The following is a 17,359-nucleotide window of genomic DNA, read 5'->3' as shown; positions in this document are numbered from 1 at the left end:
TGTGAACCATTTTCCCCCGCATACAGCCACTTCTTCAGGAGACAGGCTTCTGAAACAGGGTGACGTCTCCACGGCAGTTCGTGTAGGTCTTGTTGCCGGCAGCGGGCAGTTGCCCCTGATCGTTGCCAGGGCCATTCACCAGGAAGGCCGGTATTCCCTGGTGGCTGTGGCCCATCACCAGGAGACCGATCCGGATCTTGCCAATCTGGTGGAGGATCTGCTCTGGGTGCGCCTGGGGCAGTTTGGCCGCATCCTGGACTATCTGGCCCGCCAGCGGGTGAACGAGGTGGTCTTCGCCGGCGGCATCACCAAGGCCAACATATGGCAGGTGCGGCCCGATCTGTTGGCCGTGCGACTCGTGGCGCAGTTGCGGCATTTGCATGACGATTTGCTGCTGCGGGCCGTGGCAGGTCTGGTGGAATCCAGGGGATTCAAGGTTCGCGGCGTGACCGATTATCTCCCCGAACTGCTCGCACCACCCGGTCAGTTGACACATTTGGCACCCACGCCGGCGCAGTGGAACGACATCGCCTTTGGTTGGCGGGCAGCCAAGGCCCTGGGACGCCTCGATATTGGCCAGGGTGTCGTGGTACGTGACAAAACCGTGGTGGCCGTCGAGGCCATGGAAGGAACAGATGCCATGATTCAGCGTGCCGGACATTTGTCGGGTGGAAAGGGTATTCTCGTCAAAGTCTCCAAACCGACCCAGGACCGGCGCCTGGATCTGCCCACCATCGGTCCCGGAACCGTGGCAACCCTCGCGGCGGCCCGTTTGCCGGTTCTCGTGGTGGAGGCAGGCGGCGTGATTCTCCTGGATCCCGAAACCACCTTGAAAAAAGCCAATCATCACAAACTGGTTCTTGTCGCCACAACCGACGCCGAAATTGCCGCTGTCGCACCCATGCATCCAGCCCTGGATGACTTTCCGGGAAACAATCCATGAACACACCCACCGGGCACCCGCCGCCCGCCTCCGTTCCAGATATGACATTACGGGCCGCCGTGATCGGCACCGGTTATCTGGGGCGCTTTCATGCCCAAAAATATCGGAACATCCCGGGAGTCGATCTGGTGGCCGTCGCCGACCTCGATCCTGAGCGGGGGCAACAGGTCGGAGAAACCTTGCAGGTGCCTTATGTGCAAGATTTCCGGAATATTCTGGATCAAGTGGATCTGGTTTCCATCGCCGTGCCCACCCTGGCCCATTTTTCCGTGGCAGAGACCTGCCTCAAGGCCGGGATTCATGTACTCCTGGAAAAACCCATGACGACCACCCTGGCCGAAGCCGATGCCCTGATCCGCCTCGCCGACCAGACCCGGTGCCTCATTCAGGTAGGACATTTGAAGCGATTCCATCCGGCGGTGATGGCCCTTCGGCAGAGTGGTCGGCTGCGTCCGTGCCGTTACATTACCTCTCAACGCCTGGCCCCCTTCAAAAACCGGGCACTGGATGTGGATGTCGTCCTGGATCTCATGATCCATGATGTGGACCTGATCCTGGATTTTGTGGGTGCCGAAGTGACCGGAATCGAAGCGGATGGCCAGGCGCTCGTGACCCGGCATATCGACCTGGCCCAGGCCCATTTGCAGTTTGCCAATGGAGCGACGGCCCATGTCATGGCTTCCCGGGTCTCGCCGACGGCGACCCGGTGCATGCAGATTTTGCAGGATGATGCCTGCATCTCCCTGGATTTCATCAGCAAAAATGTTCACATTGCCCGTCGCCGTCCTCCTGCCGAGCTTCTGGATGAAAAGAGCGGTGAAGCGGTCGTTGCCGAGCCGTTGTCCTTTCAGGACCACGACACCCTGGAGGCGGAAATTCGGGCATTTTGCAACGCTGTTCGTCTGAAGCAGCCTCCCCTGGTCTCCGGTCGTGAGGGCCGCAAAGCGCTTCAGGTGGTCATGGCAATTCGTGAGAGGATCCTTGCCAAAACGACTGCGGATGGTCACCGGTGAAAATCGTTCTGGTGGCAGGAGAAGCCTCCGGAGATTTGCTGGGAGCAAATCTGCTGGCCGGCCTGCGGCAACAGTTTCCCAGGCTTGTGGCCCTCGGCGTCGGCGGGTCGCGCATGCGCCTTCAGGGATTGCAAGGTCCCTTTGATGTCAATGATCTGTCGGTCATCGGCCTGGTGGAAGTGGTCCGGCGCTTGCCACGGCTGCATCAGGTTTTCAGCTATCTGGTCAACCTGCTGCACCAGGAAAAACCCGATCTGCTCCTGACCATTGATCTTCCCGATTTCAATTTTTTGCTGGCCGGTCGCGCCAAACGACTGGGCATCCCAGTCATCCACTACGTGTCGCCCCAGGTTTGGGCCTGGCGACGCCAACGGGTGTGGCGCATTGCCCGTCTGGTGGATCATCTCCTCGTTCTGTTTCCCTTTGAACCACAATATTATGCAAAAACCGGGTTGCCTGTGACCTTTGTGGGACATCCCCTGGTCGATCAGATTCGGAACCATCGCCCACGCGACGTCATTCGCCAGGAACTGGGCATCACGCCAAACCAGCTCCTGGTCACGTTGTTGCCCGGCAGTCGCAGCAGTGAGATTACCCGGTTGTTGCCGGTCATGGCGCAAGCCTGTCACAGGGTCTCTCTTGCCCAACCGCACTGTCGATTCGCATTGGCCCTGGCAGAGACCCTGACCCGGGAAACCATCCAGCAATACTGGCCGGCTGCCACGCAGTTGACTCTTACCATCCGGCAGGGAATGACCCACGATCTTCTGGTCGCCGCCGATGTGGCCCTGGTGGCATCCGGAACGGCCACCCTGGAGGCCGCCCTCCTGCAAACCCCCATGGTCGTGGTGTATCGCGTCAACCGTCTTACCTATGAAATTGGCCGGCATGTCATCCAGGTTCCATTTATCTCACTGGCCAATCTGGTGGCTGGATATGCCGTGGTCCCTGAACGTATTCAAGATGACGCCAATCCGGAACGTCTGGCAGACGATCTTCTGAAACTCCTTACGGATCCCCGAGCCAACCAGCAGATGCGCCACGATTTGGGTATCCTGCATACCCACCTTGCACCCCCGGTACATGGAGCCGCCCACGTCGTCGCCGATTTTTTACGGCAGAGAACATTGAAAAAAAAAGTTGATTGACTTTCTGGAAACGTCGTCGCCGATTTTTTTACAGCAGAGGATATTGAAAAGAGTTGATTGACATTCTGGAAAAGTGCCCTATCCTCAGGTGAAATTTGGCTGAATTTTTGTAACTGTTCATCATCCGGCAACGAATCGGGGTCCAGGGGGCTGGCTCCCTGGCAGGTCCAGGACGGAGTCCTGGTGGGGTTCGGGGCGAAGCCCTGATAAAGGCTTTCATATTCAGGCTTTTCTTGAAAGGGTGCTGAATAGTTACGAATTATTTTCAAAAACAATGGAGGATATCAGCGTGGCGACCGTGGAAATGACCCAGCACAATTTTGATGCACTCGTTGATGGAAATGATACTGTTTTTATTGATTTCTGGGCATCCTGGTGCGGGCCATGCAAAACCTTCGGGCCAATCTTTGAAAAAGTGTCCGAACAATTTCCCAATGTGGTGTTTGCCAAGGTTAATACCGATCAAGAACAAGATCTTGCCTCTCATTTTCACATTCAATCCATTCCGACCCTCATGATTTTTCGGGAAAAAATCATCATTTTTTCCCAGCCCGGCCTGATTCCCGAATCCGCCCTGACCGATCTGGTCAACAAAGTTCTCGAATTGGATATGGCCGCCATCAAAAAAGAGGTGGCGGAACAACAGAAAAACAGAAAAAATTAAGTGCAGGGGGTTTGCATGGGTTCCGGGACTTGACCTCCGGGGCCAATGGGTGGATAATCCACGACTCACTGGTGAACTCCGGGCCGTTAGCTCAGATGGTAGAGCAGCTGACTCTTAATCAGCGGGTCGTAGGTTCGAGTCCTACACGGCCCACCATTTTGATTTTACTATGACTTTTCATCTTCTGCGGCCACCTCTCGGGGTGGCCGTGGTCGTTTGGAATACACCAGGTCGAACTCACTCTTTCACTTGCAATTTCAAAGTTTATTATAGTTTAGTGATAGTGGGGGACGTTTAGATGATTGATCACGACAAGCAGAGTCAACCTACCGAGTATGACTCCCCGTGGAAAGAGATCCTGAGGATATATTTGAAGGATTTTCTGGAGTTTTTCCTGCCAGAGGCACATGCTGGTATCGACTGGCAGTGTGCCCCGGAATTTCTGGACAAGGAGTTGGACCGGATCACGCGGGAGGCGGAGTCCGGCAATCGTCGTGTTGATCTACTGGTCAAGGTCTGGCTGCTCGACGGTGATGAACTCTGGGTACTGATCCATGTCGAAGTCCAGGGAAATCGCGATCCGCATTTTGAAGAGCGGATGTTCACCTGTCAGTATCGGGCATTCGACCTCTATAAAAGACCTGTGGTCAGCTTGGCCGTTCTCGCTGACGAAGAAGGTGCCTGGCGGCCATCGGCGTTTGGTTACCAGATCTGGGGATCAAAGCTCAGTTTCCAGTTCAATGCCATCAAATTGCTGGATTATCTGTCCAGATTGGATCTCTTGGAGTCGTCCACCAATCCGTTTGCCATCGTCATTTTGGCACATCTGACCGGCAAACAGACCAAAAACCAACCGACGGAACGATTTCAGCAAAAAATGCGCATCACGCGCATGTTGTACGAGCGTGGTTTCAGCCGCCAACAGATCGTTGATCTCTTTCGATTTATCGACTGGGTGCTGAGCCTGCCAGAAGAGTTGGACAACCAATTCTGGGTAAATCTATCCAACTTTGAGGAGAACAAGGAAATGCCTTATATTACAAGCGTGGAGCGGATTGGCCATAAGAGAGGCAAGGAAGAAGGCCGCCAAGAAGAAAAATCCAGTGTTCTGCTTCGAATCTTTCGACGTCGTTTTCTTGACCTGCCCGGTTGGGTTGAGCCAAAAGTTCACGCTGCCAGTCTCGATACTCTGGATGCGTGGATAGACCGGGCGATTGATGCTCGTTCACTGAACGACGTTTTTGGTGACGAGACGACAAGCGGAACGACTTAGATGGAACGTGTTGGATCGCATCATGTTACTTCTCCCATTCAGCACTTCCCGGCCACTGATGGAGAGTCGGAAATTCTTCTTTTTGTAAAGATTTCGTAAAAATTATTCTCAGAGAATTTTCTTCCGTGTTGACTCGTCCGACCCGATTCCGGGCATCGCGGTGGGGCATCCTTGCGGATTTTGGTGGACTGGAGAGGTGAAATCCGGGACAATCTGGGCATGGAGAAGCCGTTTCCGAATGGCCCAGGTTCCGCTTTCGCAGAATTTGGGCGCAGGTCATCGGAGCTATGGCTCTTTATTGGCTGAATCATTCTTGGCGCAGAAAAGACGGAGGAAAAAAACCGATTTGGTCAAATTCGCACCTCGATTCCGTGTCTGAACAGAATGTCTTCTGTCAGGCAAGTTATGGATAAGGTATCAGACGTGATGAAACGTTTTGCTTTGTGCGCGAGGGATGAGTGTATTGAAAATTTCGGTTTGTATTCTCTGCTATAACCATGAAAAATATATAGGTGACTGTCTCTCCAGTGTTGTTGGTCAGCAGGTTCAGGCCGATCTTGAGGTGTTTGTCGGCGATGATTGTTCATCGGATCGCTCCAGGGAAATTATTGCAGATTATGCACAAAAATTTCCAGATTTGATTTATCCAGTGTTTCAAGAAAAAAATATCGGATCGACAAAAAACTATCAAAGTCTCATCAGAAGAACAACTGGTGATTTTATTGCGTTCATGGATGGTGATGATTTCTGGTTCCCGGGGAAATTGGCATACCAGTTGGATTTTCTGGGTTTGAATGAAGAATGTGTTGCTGTGTATACAAATGCTATTGTGATCAGTGATTCTGGCGAATTGTCTGGGAAGTTTAATGGGAATATTCCTCCACGATTTGATTTGGATTTTTTGGTAAAGGAAGGTGATTTCTTAAATGCCAGTTCGGTGATGTACAGGAATCGTTGTAAAAGTTCTTTTTTGCAAACAGATATATTGTTTGATTATCATCGTAATATTTTACTGGCAAGTCATGGAACTATCGGTTATATTAGCCGTTCTTTGGTAGCATATCGACACTCTTTGACATCGATACAACTCAGAGAACCAAAAAAAGTCAAGGAGCTATATTGGAAATCGGTTATGTTGGCTGAAAAAGCAGGTGCGAATCGACAAATTTTGCGTCAATATATGGTTAAATATTTAAAAAGCGTGTTTTTTAATGCTATAATAAACAAAGATTGGAACCAATTCAGGAATTGGCAACGTAAAGTTGACGAATCTGGTTTGAGCCAAGCATATATTTTGTTGAGCATGGTGGCAAATGCGCCGATGTTTTATTTGAAATTATTGTGGAAAATAATAAGGAATAGATTGTGTAATTGTAGTGTGATGGTTTTTTATAATCGCTGATGAGATTCAGTCCGGTATTTTTATGAATCCCGCTTTCAAGAACGATTTCATGATTCGCTGCCTTGTTCCAAACCAGCCCTCCTTCGTGGAGTTGCAACCCCATCTTGAATGCATGCAGCAAACGAATTGGTACACCAATTTTGGCCCTCTTCTGGAGGAGTATGAACATGATTTATCAATCATGACGGGAGCTGGGGAGAGGGGAGGAAACTGTGTTGCCCTCTCATCCGGCACCCTTGCCCTGGAATTGGGGATTACGGCCATCGGTATTCCTTCAGGCACGCCGGTTCTATTGCCGTCGTTTACTTTTCCGGCCACTATTTTGGCGGTACTACGTTGCGGATTGTTACCGGTATTGAGTGATGTCAATCCTTCGACCTGGACACTCACGCCGGAAATAGCCACAGTTGCAGGACGTTATCGGAGGTTCGGGCTGATTTTGCCTGTCGCGGCTTTTGGTTTGCCACTGCCCGTCCACGAGTGGGACCAGTTTACCCGGGAGACCGGCGTGCCTGTGTTGATGGATGCGGCGGCGGCGCTCGGACATCAGCGCATTGGGTCTCTGACCCATGCTATATACAGTCTGCATGCCACCAAACCCCTGGGAATTGGTGAGGGGGGAATCTTTGCTACCGGCGATCCCGAATTGGCGGAGCGTGTCCGTCGCATGAGTAATTTCGGTTTCAACCAGGGCGAGATTGTTTGTTCTGGTGGAACCAATGCAAAATTAAGTGAATATGCCGCAGCGGTCGGGCTGGCCCAACTGGCACGTTGGCCGACGATTCTCAATGCTTTTCGCAGGGTATGGACGCTCTATCAGGTCGAACTGAAAGGTTTGAGAGGAGTCCAGTATCAGCCTTTTTCGCCGGATATGCCTCCGAGCGTTTTGTCGGTGCAACTGCCGGGCGATAGTCGTCAACATGCAGAAACCCTGGCACAGGCAGGCATCGAAACACGTCACTGGTATTTGCCGCCTTTGCACGGTCATCGCCAGTTTGCAAAGGTCGAGCGATCAGGTCCTTGCGGAGATGACCGGTTGCCGGTGACAGACAACCTGACCCCCCTGGGCTTGCCATTTCATTCTTTTCTTACCGAGCAGGACATCCACACCGTGTCAGGAGCGTTGCAGCGGTTACTGGCAGGTCTTGCCGGGCAGGGTGTCCATACCGTGTCAGGAACGTCGCAGCAGTTACTTGCAGGGCAATCCCAATAAAGAACGGGTTGCCTCCGGAAGTGCGGGAGGACGATTCAGCAGATTGGCCAGTGCCGCGATCCGCTTGACCATGGCGACATTGGATGCGGGTATTTTGCGTTCGGAATCCGTCCACAAATTGTCTTCCAACCCCACTCTTACCCCATATCCCGCAGTCAGACCCAGGACGTTCATGGACAACTGGGCACGACCAATTCCTGCCAGACACCAGATGGAATCTTCCGGCAGGTCGTTCACCAGGGTGGCCACATGCAACAGGGTGGCCTGGGCGGAGGACACATTGCCCATGATGATGTTGAAATAATAGGGTTTTTTTATGATGCCTTTTTTAATTAAATATTTTGAATAATTGATCATGCCCAGGTCGAAAATTTCCATTTCCGGTTTGATGTCACGATCCCGCATCGTGATTGCCAGACGTTGAATCATATCCGGATCATTGATTCCGGCCTGGCCAGAAAAATTGACCGACCCCATGGTCAGACTGGCCATATCTGGTTTTGCTTTTCCATCCAGCGCCAGAACTGCCGAACGTCTTTCGTAGTCCTGCCAGAATCGGCCACTGGTGGTGACGATGAGAATGACATCCGGGTGTTGCTGGCGAATTCGACCAATGATATCGGCAAAAATTTGCGGATCGGCTGTTGCATGTCCTTTGGCATCGCGTGCATGCAGGTGGATCATGGATGCGCCAGCCGCGATGCAGGCACATCCATCCTGTGCGATCTCTTCAGGGGTTACAGGAAGATGTTCGTTATCACTCCGGCTCGCCACCATGCCGGTGGGTGCCAGGTTGATGATGGCAGGTGAAGAAGAAATCATGCCGCTGAGACTTGCATGGAGGTACGGGCCGTTTTTCGTGCCGGATTGCCCACATAGACACCATCGGCTTCAGTATCGGCAATAACCACCGCCCCGGCGCCGATAAAACTGCGTTCAGCCAGGCGCAAACCGTTGCGCACGACGGCTCCCAGGCCGACAAACACCCGCTCACCGATGTGAACATTGCCTCCCAGGACAACTCCCCCTGACAGCATGGAATGACTTCCTATGACACCATGATGGGAAATCAGCGCTGCCGCCCGAATGATGACATTGTCGCCCACGCGGGAAAAAGGTTCCAGAATGGCATGGTCGTAGATGAAACAATTTTCGCCGATTTGCACATTGGGCCATGTGGTGGCACGGCTGGAAACGTAGCTGATAAACTGATATCCCATCGACTTGGCCTGTAGGTAACGTTCGAGCCGTAACCCGTTGATGTTGACACAACCCAGCGGAATTGATATCTTGAAATCATGTGGTGGAAAGAGCGTCGGCAAGGCATCAAAGGGCACCACCGGCAGTCCTTCGTGGGTTGTTTCTTTGATGAAATCACGATCAGCGGTAAAAGCCGCAACCTGCCAGGGGCTGTCATGGGTGAGACAAGACCATGCCAGACTGGCAAACGTGCCATTGCCAAATATGACGACCTTCGATGCATGCATGGTATTTTCCAATCCTGCTCATGAAACCGTGTTTTCCCGGAAACTCATTGTACCTTGAATTCCGGAATATACTGGACAGGTTATTTTGAAATCTCGTTGTTTCAGGGTGTATAGTCAAGTTTATTTTCGGATCTGTTTCCCGGTTTCCTGGTATTTTATCATGGTAAAGAGGTATACCTCCAGTTTCCTGGCCACACTTTGCCTTGAAGTGGGCACATTGCATGGGGGGTCACAATTCAGGAAAAATGGCGTATACTCAGTCAGGTTTGTTTTTTCGTGGTGCCTGACTGGTTCAGTCATCAGTCTGACAATTTCGTGCATACAAAGCATATTCAGAATATTGATTGATCACGTTTATCCAGCAACCTGTCTCCAGAAAAGGACTGTCAACATGCCTCAGTACCGTTCCCGGAAATCGACGCATGGTCGCAATATGGCTGGTGCAAGGGCGTTATGGCGTGCAACCGGCGTGACCGAGAAGGATTTTGGCAAGCCCATTGTTGCCGTTGCCAATTCGTTCACGCAGTTTGTACCGGGACATGTGCATTTGCGCGATGTGGGACGGATGGTGGCGAAGGAAATTGAAAACAACGGCGGCATTGCCAAAGAGTTCAACACCATAGCCATCGATGATGGCATTGCCATGGGCCATGCGGGGATGCTTTATTCCCTGCCGTCACGCGATCTGATTGCCGATAGTGTCGAATACATGGTCAATGCCCATACGGCGGATGCGCTCGTATGTATCTCCAATTGCGACAAGATCACTCCCGGGATGTTGATGGCGGCCTTGCGTTTGAATATTCCGGCCGTGTTTGTCTCTGGGGGTCCGATGGAGGCGGGACGCATGGTTCTCAAAGGCGAGGAGGGAAGTGGCAAGCGTACCCGCAAACTGGACCTGATCGATTCCATGATTGCTGCCGGAAATCCGGAAGTCTCCGATGCGGATTTGAACATCATGGAACGTTCCTCCTGTCCAACCTGCGGTTCCTGCTCCGGCATGTTTACCGCCAATTCCATGAACTGCCTGGTCGAGGCCCTGGGTCTGGCCCTGCCGGGCAATGGAACCCTGTTGGCCACCCACATGGATCGGCGCGAGCTGTTTCTGGAAGCCGGACGCCTCATCATGACCCTCACCAAAAAATATTATGAAGCCGACGACAGCCGGGTATTGCCACGGTCCATTGCCAATTTCGAGGCATTTGAAAATGCCATGTGTCTGGACATTGCCATGGGAGGATCGACCAATACGGTGTTGCATCTGCTGGCCGCAGCCCAGGAGGCCGGTGTCGATTTCACCATGGCCGATATTGACCGGTTGTCGCGCAAGGTTCCCTGTTTGTGCAAAGTGGCCCCGGCCACGGAACGGTATCATGTGGAAGATGTCCATCGGGCAGGTGGGGTCCATGCCATTTTGGCTGAACTGGATCGGGGTGGGTTGATCCATCATGATGGTTTGACGGTGCGGGGCGTGACCCTGGCAGAGGTATTGCGAAAGGAAGATATTCTGACGGCTCCGGGTGCCAGAAATCGTTATGCGGCTGCACCAGGCGGAGTCGCCACCCAGGAACCCTTCAGTCAGGGCACCCGCTGGGAAACGCCCGATCTTGACCGGCAGGGGGGATGCATCCGGGATATGGCCCATGCGTATACTCGTGACGGAGGCTTGGCGGTCCTTTATGGCAATATTGCCCGGGAAGGGTGCATCGTCAAAACAGCGGGCGTGGATCCCTCGATCTGGCGCTTTTCCGGGCCGGCCCGTATTTTTTCCAGTCAGGACGCAGCCTGCGATGCCATTCTGGGAGATCGGATCCAGCCCGGAGATGTGGTCCTGATTCGTTATGAAGGTCCCAAGGGAGGACCAGGCATGCAGGAAATGTTGTATCCCACCAGCTACATCAAGGCCAAAAATCTGGGCAAGGTGTGCGCCTTGATCACGGATGGACGTTTTTCAGGTGGCACTTCCGGATTGTCCATTGGCCACGTCTCGCCAGAAGCCGCCGAAGGGGGAGAAATTGCCCTGGTGGAAGAGGGGGATATCATCGAAATTGACATTCCTGGACGTGCCATCCAATTGCGGGTCACCGAGGAGACACTGCAACAGCGGCGGCAACGCATGTTGGCCAAAGGCAAGGATGCTTTCCGTCCCCTGGACCGGGAACGGGAGGTTTCGCTGGCGTTGCGCACCTATGCGGCGTTGGCCACGTCGGCATCCCGGGGGGCGGTCAGGGATCTGGCCTTGATTGGCCGGAATTAGGGCCGGCAAATCGTGAGCGCTGACATTTCATGAATATTCATCGCGCCAACTCTTTGGCGCGGACGCAATCCAAGGAAAAACAATGCTGATTCCAACCATTCTTTCCGGAGGTGCCGGAACACGCCTGTGGCCGATGTCCCGACAAACCTTTCCGAAACAATTCCAGAATCTGGCCTCGCGAGACAAATCATTGTTTCAGTCGGCTGTTTTGCGCCTTGCGGGAATGGCCCAGGTCGGCAAACCCATCCTGGTCTGCAATCAGGAGCATCGCTTTCTGGTTGCGGAACAGATGCGCTCCGTGGGCATCACACCCGGTGCCATTCTGCTGGAACCGTCCGGACGCAACACGGCTCCAGCCACCACCTGTGCCGCTCTGCAAGCCCTGCAAACCGATCCCGAAGCCATCCTGCTCGTTTTGCCCGCCGATCACGTCATTCTGGATGAAGCCGGCTTCCGCAAGGCCGTCGAACAAGGTTTGCCCGCCGCCCAGAATGGCCATCTGGTCACCTTCGGCATCCACCCCCTCCACCCCGAAACCGGATTCGGCTACATCCAGGGTGGCCTTGCAACACAATCTCCCAACGTGTTCCAGGTCAGCCGGTTTGTGGAAAAACCCGACCTGGAAACCGCCAAAAAATATCTGGCATCCGGAAACTATTATTGGAACAGCGGCATTTTCATGTTCCGTGGCGACCAGTTTTTGGCTGAAATGGACCGACACGCCCCCACCATCGTCTCCGCGTGTCGGGTGGCTGTCGCCGACGCCGGCATTGACCTGGATTTTCTCCGTCTGGAACCAAAAGCTTTCATGACCTCACCCAAGATTTCCATCGATTACGCCGTCATGGAAAAAACCGACCGGGCCGTGGTGGTTCCCATGACGGTGGGTTGGAGCGATCTGGGATCCTGGACCTCGCTTTGGGAAGTGGGGGAACACGATCCGGAGGGCAACGTCACCAGCGGCGACGTGGCCATCCTGGAGAGCCGGAACTGCTATCTGCGCAGTGAGGACCGTTTGCTGGCGGCTGTCGGTCTGGAAAATCATATTGTCGTGGAAACCAGTGACGCCGTCCTGGTAGCCCCCATGGATCGGGCGCAAGAGATCAAAAACATGGTCGTCCACCTGAACAAAACCGGACGTGCCGAGCCTCGCATCCACAGACGGGTTTTTCGCCCCTGGGGAAGTTATGAAACCATCAATGCTGCCGAACGGTTTCAGGTCAAACGGATTACAGTGAATCCGGGCAAATCACTCTCGATGCAAATGCATCATCACCGTGCGGAACATTGGGTCATCGTCAAGGGCACGGCCCGGGTCTTCAAGGAAAATGAAGCCTGTCTGTTGGCTGAAGACGAGTCCACCTACATTCCGGTCGGCATCAAACATCGCCTGGAAAATCCCGGCAAGATTCCTCTGGAGGTCATCGAGGTTCAATCAGGCAGTTACCTGGAAGAAGACGATATTGTCCGCTTTGACGACGAATATGGCCGTGACGGCGATTCATGAGTTTAACATGAAACGTGGCTATGCCTGGTCGGAAAGTGAATAAAGAAGCTTGATCTCTTCGGGCCAGAGCGTTTCGTCAATGGTCTCCAGGATCAGTGGAATCTCTTCCATGCGTGCATCGTTCATGATGCGGCGGAAAGGCTCCAGACCCAGGTTGCCCCGTCCCAGGTTTTCGTGCCGATCCACCCGGCTGTTCAACCCTTTCTTGGCATCGTTGAGATGCATGCCCTTCAAACAGGCAAAACCGATACTCTGATCAAACGCCGTCATGGTTGCGGCATAACCCTCCGGGGTTCGCAAGTCATACCCCGCTGCAAAGGCATGACAGGTATCCAGACAGACGCCAACCCGGCTGCGATCCTCAATTTGGGCCATAATGGCGGCAATCTGCCCAAAATCATATCCCAGATTGCTCCCCTGCCCGGCGGTGTTTTCAATGACAGCCACCACTGCTTCGGTTCTTGCCAGGGCCTGATTGATGGCCGTTGCGATCATTTCCAGACAACGCTCCGGCTCAATTTCCCGAAGATGGCTGCCTGGATGAAAATTCAGGCAGGTCAAGCCGAGCTGCTGGCAACGCTGCATTTCATCGATGAAGGCAGCCAGGGATTTTTCCCGCGCCTGGGGATCCGGATGACCCAAATTGATGAGATATCCATCATGGGGCAGGACATGTTCCGGACGAAACCCACAGATGGCCATGTTTTCCTTGAATTTTTCACACTCGTCCCGGGTCAAAGGTCTGGCCTGCCACTGGCGCTGGTTCTTGGTAAACATGGCGAAGGCTTGTGCCCCCATGGCCTGGGCGTGCAAGGGGGCATTCCAGACACCTCCGGCAATGCTGACATGCGCACCGACCCGTTTGCCCATGATCATTTCTCCGTGCCTGGCAGGGTAAAATGGAAGGTAGCTCCTTGTCCCACAATGGCCTCAGCCCAGATACGCCCCCCATGCCGGTTGATGATCCGTTGCACAGTGGCCAGGCCGATGCCAATTCCCTCAAAGTCACGGGATTTGTGCAACCTTTGAAAAGGATGAAACAGTTTGGAAGCATAGGCCATGTCAAATCCCACCCCGTTGTCACGAATGGAGTAGACAATTTCCCGCCCCTCATGGCGATAGGCAATTTCAATCACGGCGCGTGGACTCTTGCCGGTATATTTCCAGGCATTGTTCAACATGTTTTCCATGGCCGTCTTGATCAGACGCAAATCCCCGAATACCCGCATCCCGGGCATGACCCGCCAGGTGACAGGTCGTTGCGGGGTTGACCGGCCCAATTGGGTCAACACATCTTCGCTCAGGGCTGAAAGATCAATGCTTTGCCGAAATACCTCACCCTGAGTCGAGCGCGACAGACGCAACAGCCCGTCGATCAGGGCGTTCATCTCCTTGCAACCTTGACGCAGGTTGGCCAGGTACTCCTTGCCGTCGTCGTCCAGCCGGTCTTCGTAATCTTCCAGTAGAATGTCACTGAACCCGCTGATGGAACGCAATGGTCCCCGCAGGTCATGAGAGACTGTATAGGCAAACGATTCCAGTTCCTTGTTGGCCAACTCCAGGGCCGAAGTCCGTTCCCGGATGCGTCTTTCCAATTCCAGATTCATGACGCGAATCTCTTTTTCGGCAGTTTTGCGCAGGGAAATATCGCGCATGACTCCTGAAAAAAATTCCACATCGCCATTGGCACCATGATGGGCCACGATCACCTGTGAGACCGGGATTTCATCTCCCATGCTGTCCAGAAGGGCGGTTTCACCGGTCCAGACACCCAGATTGCGGGCTGCCGGCAAACCCTGGGCACGGACCGATTCCCAGGCCCAGCCGGCGTGCAAATCCGCCAGCGTCTTGCCGGAAAGATCCATTCCCAACGGCCAATTCAGCATTTGCCGCCCGGCCCGGTTCAGATAGACCAGATTCAAATCAGGTCCAACCATGCACACCAGGTCGCTTGTGGATTCCAGGATGGCCACCAGTCGATCCCGTTCCGCCCCCGTCCGTGCCCGATCAATGATGTTGGCCAGGGTGTTGGCAACGTGGGTCAGAAAAATCTCCTCCTCGTTCTCTTGCTGATGCCCGGCTTTCAGGTAGAGATTCAATATTCCCAAGGCTTTCCCCTGGTGCAAAATCGGCACACAGTAATGTCCATGCTCCTGCATATCTTCGTAACAGGTTGCATGGCGGTGGTCCAGACTGTCGGAAAAAACGATTTTACGGGTTTTGGCAGCCAGACCACACAAACATTCACCTTGCTGGATCCGGGCGCATTTCCGTAACGGGCCATCCGGCAGACCCTTCTGCACCACGAGAAAAAATTCCCCGTTTTTCCTGTCAACCAGAAAAATGCCTCCCTGGGCCTTGAGAGACAACCAGGGAATGGACAAAATCAGTTCCATGGCCTGTTGCAATTGTTCAAGCAGGGTCAAGGGTTCCAGGGCCATGCGCAAGAGTTGCCCGATGATCAGGGTGGACTCGTGAATACGCTCTTTTTTCTTTTCCAGAGAGAGCCGTTCGCGGATCTCTTTTTCCAACTCGTGATTTTTTCGATTCAGGATCTCGTTGGCATGATTCAGGGCATTGGTGCGTTCCCGTACCCTTTGTTCCAACAGTTCGTTGGACAAGGCAAGGTGCTGGATGCGCATTAAATCGCGATATCCCCGCAAACCCGTTATGACAGCCGTCAGAAATTTGTGGACTTTCAAATCAGCTTTTTCAATATAATCATTGATATCGTATTGCAGGACCACGTCCCGTTCCGGGGCCATCGCCAATTGCCCGGTCCGCAGAATGATGCGCACAAAAGGATTCTGCATGTCGTTTCGGACAAAGCGCACGACATCCAGTCCTTCCCGTTCCGACTCCATCACCACATCCAGGAGAAGAATGGCTGCATCCGGATGGGCCTGAAGCAACTGCCGGGCTTCCGCGCCAGAGTATCCGTTGAACAAACGCAATGGCATGTTTTCAAAAACCAGATCCGACAACAGGCTGTTTGTCAGCTTGTGAACCGCGATATCGTCGTCAATGACGATCACTTTCCATGGGGACGTCATGGGCCAGGGTGATGGGGGATCCCTGCTTTCGGTTGCCAACAAACCAGACCCTTTCCCGGGATCAAGTCTCTGAAAATCTGCTTTTGCGTCGGTTTCCTGATTGGACATCATTCATTCCTGTCGATGCATTCCCCTCAATCAATAGAACATGCCAAGCAACCGCCGAAAATGATCACGCAACAACTGGGCACTTTCCCTGCCGATGGCCTCCAGGGTGGAGGAGGGCTTTGGAGGCAATGTCGCTTGCAATTCTGCCGATGTGACCACAACAGGACCTTCACGCTTCGGTTGTTCTGCTTTTATGGTCTCTTCAGAGGAAACTGCGGGCTTTTTTTTTCTGCGTTGGATTCGGTTGCATCCAGAACCGGATCAGGTGCATCGATGGATTCGGTTGCATCCTGAACCGGTTCAGACACATCGACGGGTTCGTTTGCATCCAGAACCGGGTCAGGTGCATCGATGGATTCGGTTGCATCGAGAACCGGGTCAGGTGCATCGATGGATTTGGTTGCATCCAGAACCGGATCAGGTGCATCGACGGATTCGGTTGCATCCTGAACCGGTTCAGACACATCGCTGGGTTCGGATGTATCCTGAACCGAATCCGATGCATCAATTGGCCTGTCTACAGATTCGGGTTTGACGACAGGCTCGGATTTCATGGCCGCAGGTTCAGAAGCGATATCATCAAATCCGAAATCAAGGGGTTCATCGTGGGCATGCATCAATTTGACGCCACTGCTGAACAAAAGATCCTGACCGGAGGCAGAAAAACCCAGATCTCTTTGTACCAAAACCAGTTCTTCGGGTTCTGTCGAGGGGGCAGGTTCATCAGCCCCTGATTCTCTCTCGCTTTCGGGAGCCACTCTTCCGGCAGGTTCCTCATCCTGGACCAGATTCTCCATGGTGCCATGATCGGCGACAGGTTCAAGAACGGATCTGTCTTTGTCAGGTAGTTTGAAGATCTTGTTTCCAGATGAAAAAAGAGTGTTTCCCGTCTCCATTACCAGATCAACCGATAAATCTTCCAACAGGTCTGCCGGTATCTCCTCCGGATGAAATTGTGAGGATTTATTTTCGCTGACAATCCACTCCCGATGCAAATCAACAGCAACGCTTTTGAGTGGATCTGAGGGTATTCTTGCAACTGTTCCAACGTTCGACATCTTGCCAACGCCAACCATGTTCGAGATGCCAATCAATCCCGTTTCTTCTGCCAGATGCAAGCCGGAATCCTCCTCCGAAACATCCGCAAGGTTACTCTGTACCTCAGGAACCGCATCCCAGGAGTCCAGGCGGATTTCACTGGCCGTGGAAGATTGTGTGGCAGCCGGCACAGGCTCATCAGGAACCGCATCCCAGGAGTCCAGGCGGATTTCACTGGCCGTGGAAGATTGTG

14 protein-coding genes and 1 tRNA gene are annotated in these 17,359 nt (G+C 53.3%); 10 read left to right on the top strand and 5 right to left on the bottom strand.

What is annotated here, in order from left to right; genetic code table 11:
• Window position 1: 1 nt before the first annotated feature.
• The 8 genes from lpxI to HQL65_02030 all read left to right on the top strand — a co-directional run bounded on the left by lpxI (window position 2) and on the right by HQL65_02030 (window position 7,656).
• Complete coding sequence (gene lpxI / locus HQL65_02065) at window positions 2–943, top strand: UDP-2,3-diacylglucosamine diphosphatase LpxI (GenBank protein MBF0134997.1); 942 nt, start codon at window positions 2–4, stop codon at window positions 941–943.
• 41 nt (window positions 944–984) lie between these two features.
• Window positions 985–1,956, top strand: coding sequence for a Gfo/Idh/MocA family oxidoreductase (locus tag HQL65_02060; protein ID MBF0134996.1), 972 nt, complete (start codon window positions 985–987; stop codon window positions 1,954–1,956).
• Entirely contained in the window at window positions 1,953–3,104 is a 1,152-nt protein-coding gene (gene lpxB / locus HQL65_02055) for a lipid-A-disaccharide synthase (GenBank protein ID MBF0134995.1), read from the top strand. Before HQL65_02060 ends, lpxB begins: the two co-directional genes overlap by 4 nt.
• A gap of 289 nt (window positions 3,105–3,393) precedes the next feature.
• Window positions 3,394–3,768: a thioredoxin gene (gene trxA / locus HQL65_02050; protein ID MBF0134994.1), complete on the top strand. Its 375-nt coding sequence runs from the start codon at window positions 3,394–3,396 to the stop codon at window positions 3,766–3,768.
• Window positions 3,769–3,848: 80 nt separating this feature from the next.
• Window positions 3,849–3,924: transfer RNA gene (locus HQL65_02045), tRNA-Lys, on the top strand.
• Window positions 3,925–4,222: 298 nt separating this feature from the next.
• Window positions 4,223–5,041, top strand: a complete 819-nt coding sequence (locus HQL65_02040) for a cytosolic protein (GenBank protein ID MBF0134993.1) — start codon at window positions 4,223–4,225, stop codon at window positions 5,039–5,041.
• A 463-nt stretch (window positions 5,042–5,504) separates the two neighbouring features.
• Entirely contained in the window at window positions 5,505–6,443 is a 939-nt protein-coding gene (locus tag HQL65_02035) for a glycosyltransferase (protein ID MBF0134992.1), read from the top strand.
• A 112-nt stretch (window positions 6,444–6,555) separates the two neighbouring features.
• Complete coding sequence (locus tag HQL65_02030) at window positions 6,556–7,656, top strand: DegT/DnrJ/EryC1/StrS family aminotransferase (protein ID MBF0134991.1); 1,101 nt, start codon at window positions 6,556–6,558, stop codon at window positions 7,654–7,656.
• Here the strand turns inward: HQL65_02030 and HQL65_02025 are convergent.
• Complete coding sequence (locus tag HQL65_02025) at window positions 7,633–8,478, bottom strand: 3-keto-5-aminohexanoate cleavage protein (protein ID MBF0134990.1); 846 nt, start codon at window positions 8,476–8,478, stop codon at window positions 7,633–7,635. The genes HQL65_02030 and HQL65_02025 overlap by 24 nt on opposite strands.
• Window positions 8,475–9,143, bottom strand: coding sequence for an acetyltransferase (locus HQL65_02020; GenBank protein ID MBF0134989.1), 669 nt, complete (start codon window positions 9,141–9,143; stop codon window positions 8,475–8,477). Before HQL65_02020 ends, HQL65_02025 begins: the two co-directional genes overlap by 4 nt.
• Before the next feature lie 391 nt (window positions 9,144–9,534).
• Between HQL65_02020 and ilvD the strand changes: the two genes are divergently transcribed.
• A complete protein-coding gene (gene ilvD / locus HQL65_02015) occupies window positions 9,535–11,400 on the top strand; it encodes a dihydroxy-acid dehydratase (GenBank protein MBF0134988.1) in 1,866 nt (621 codons plus the stop codon).
• 82 nt (window positions 11,401–11,482) lie between these two features.
• Window positions 11,483–12,907 (top strand): mannose-1-phosphate guanylyltransferase/mannose-6-phosphate isomerase, encoded by a 1,425-nt coding sequence (locus HQL65_02010; GenBank protein ID MBF0134987.1) that lies wholly within the window; start codon window positions 11,483–11,485, stop codon window positions 12,905–12,907.
• A gap of 18 nt (window positions 12,908–12,925) precedes the next feature.
• Here HQL65_02010 and nfo read toward each other — a convergent pair whose 3' ends face one another.
• From nfo to HQL65_01995, 3 genes are all read right to left on the bottom strand, one after another.
• On the bottom strand, window positions 12,926–13,777 hold the full coding sequence (gene nfo / locus HQL65_02005) for a deoxyribonuclease IV (protein ID MBF0134986.1): 852 nt from the start codon (window positions 13,775–13,777) through the stop codon (window positions 12,926–12,928).
• A gap of 2 nt (window positions 13,778–13,779) precedes the next feature.
• Window positions 13,780–16,068, bottom strand: a complete 2,289-nt coding sequence (locus HQL65_02000; GenBank protein MBF0134985.1) for a PAS domain S-box protein — start codon at window positions 16,066–16,068, stop codon at window positions 13,780–13,782.
• Window positions 16,069–16,259: 191 nt separating this feature from the next.
• Window positions 16,260–17,359: hypothetical protein (locus HQL65_01995; GenBank protein MBF0134984.1), on the bottom strand; the 1,100-nt coding region annotated here is incomplete at its 5' end.

The organism is Magnetococcales bacterium (genome assembly GCA_015228935.1).
GTDB lineage: Bacteria > Pseudomonadota > Magnetococcia > Magnetococcales > DC0425bin3 > HA3dbin3.
Note: the sequence above shows the minus strand (reverse complement) of the source record. Positions and strands in the feature narration are given on the sequence as shown.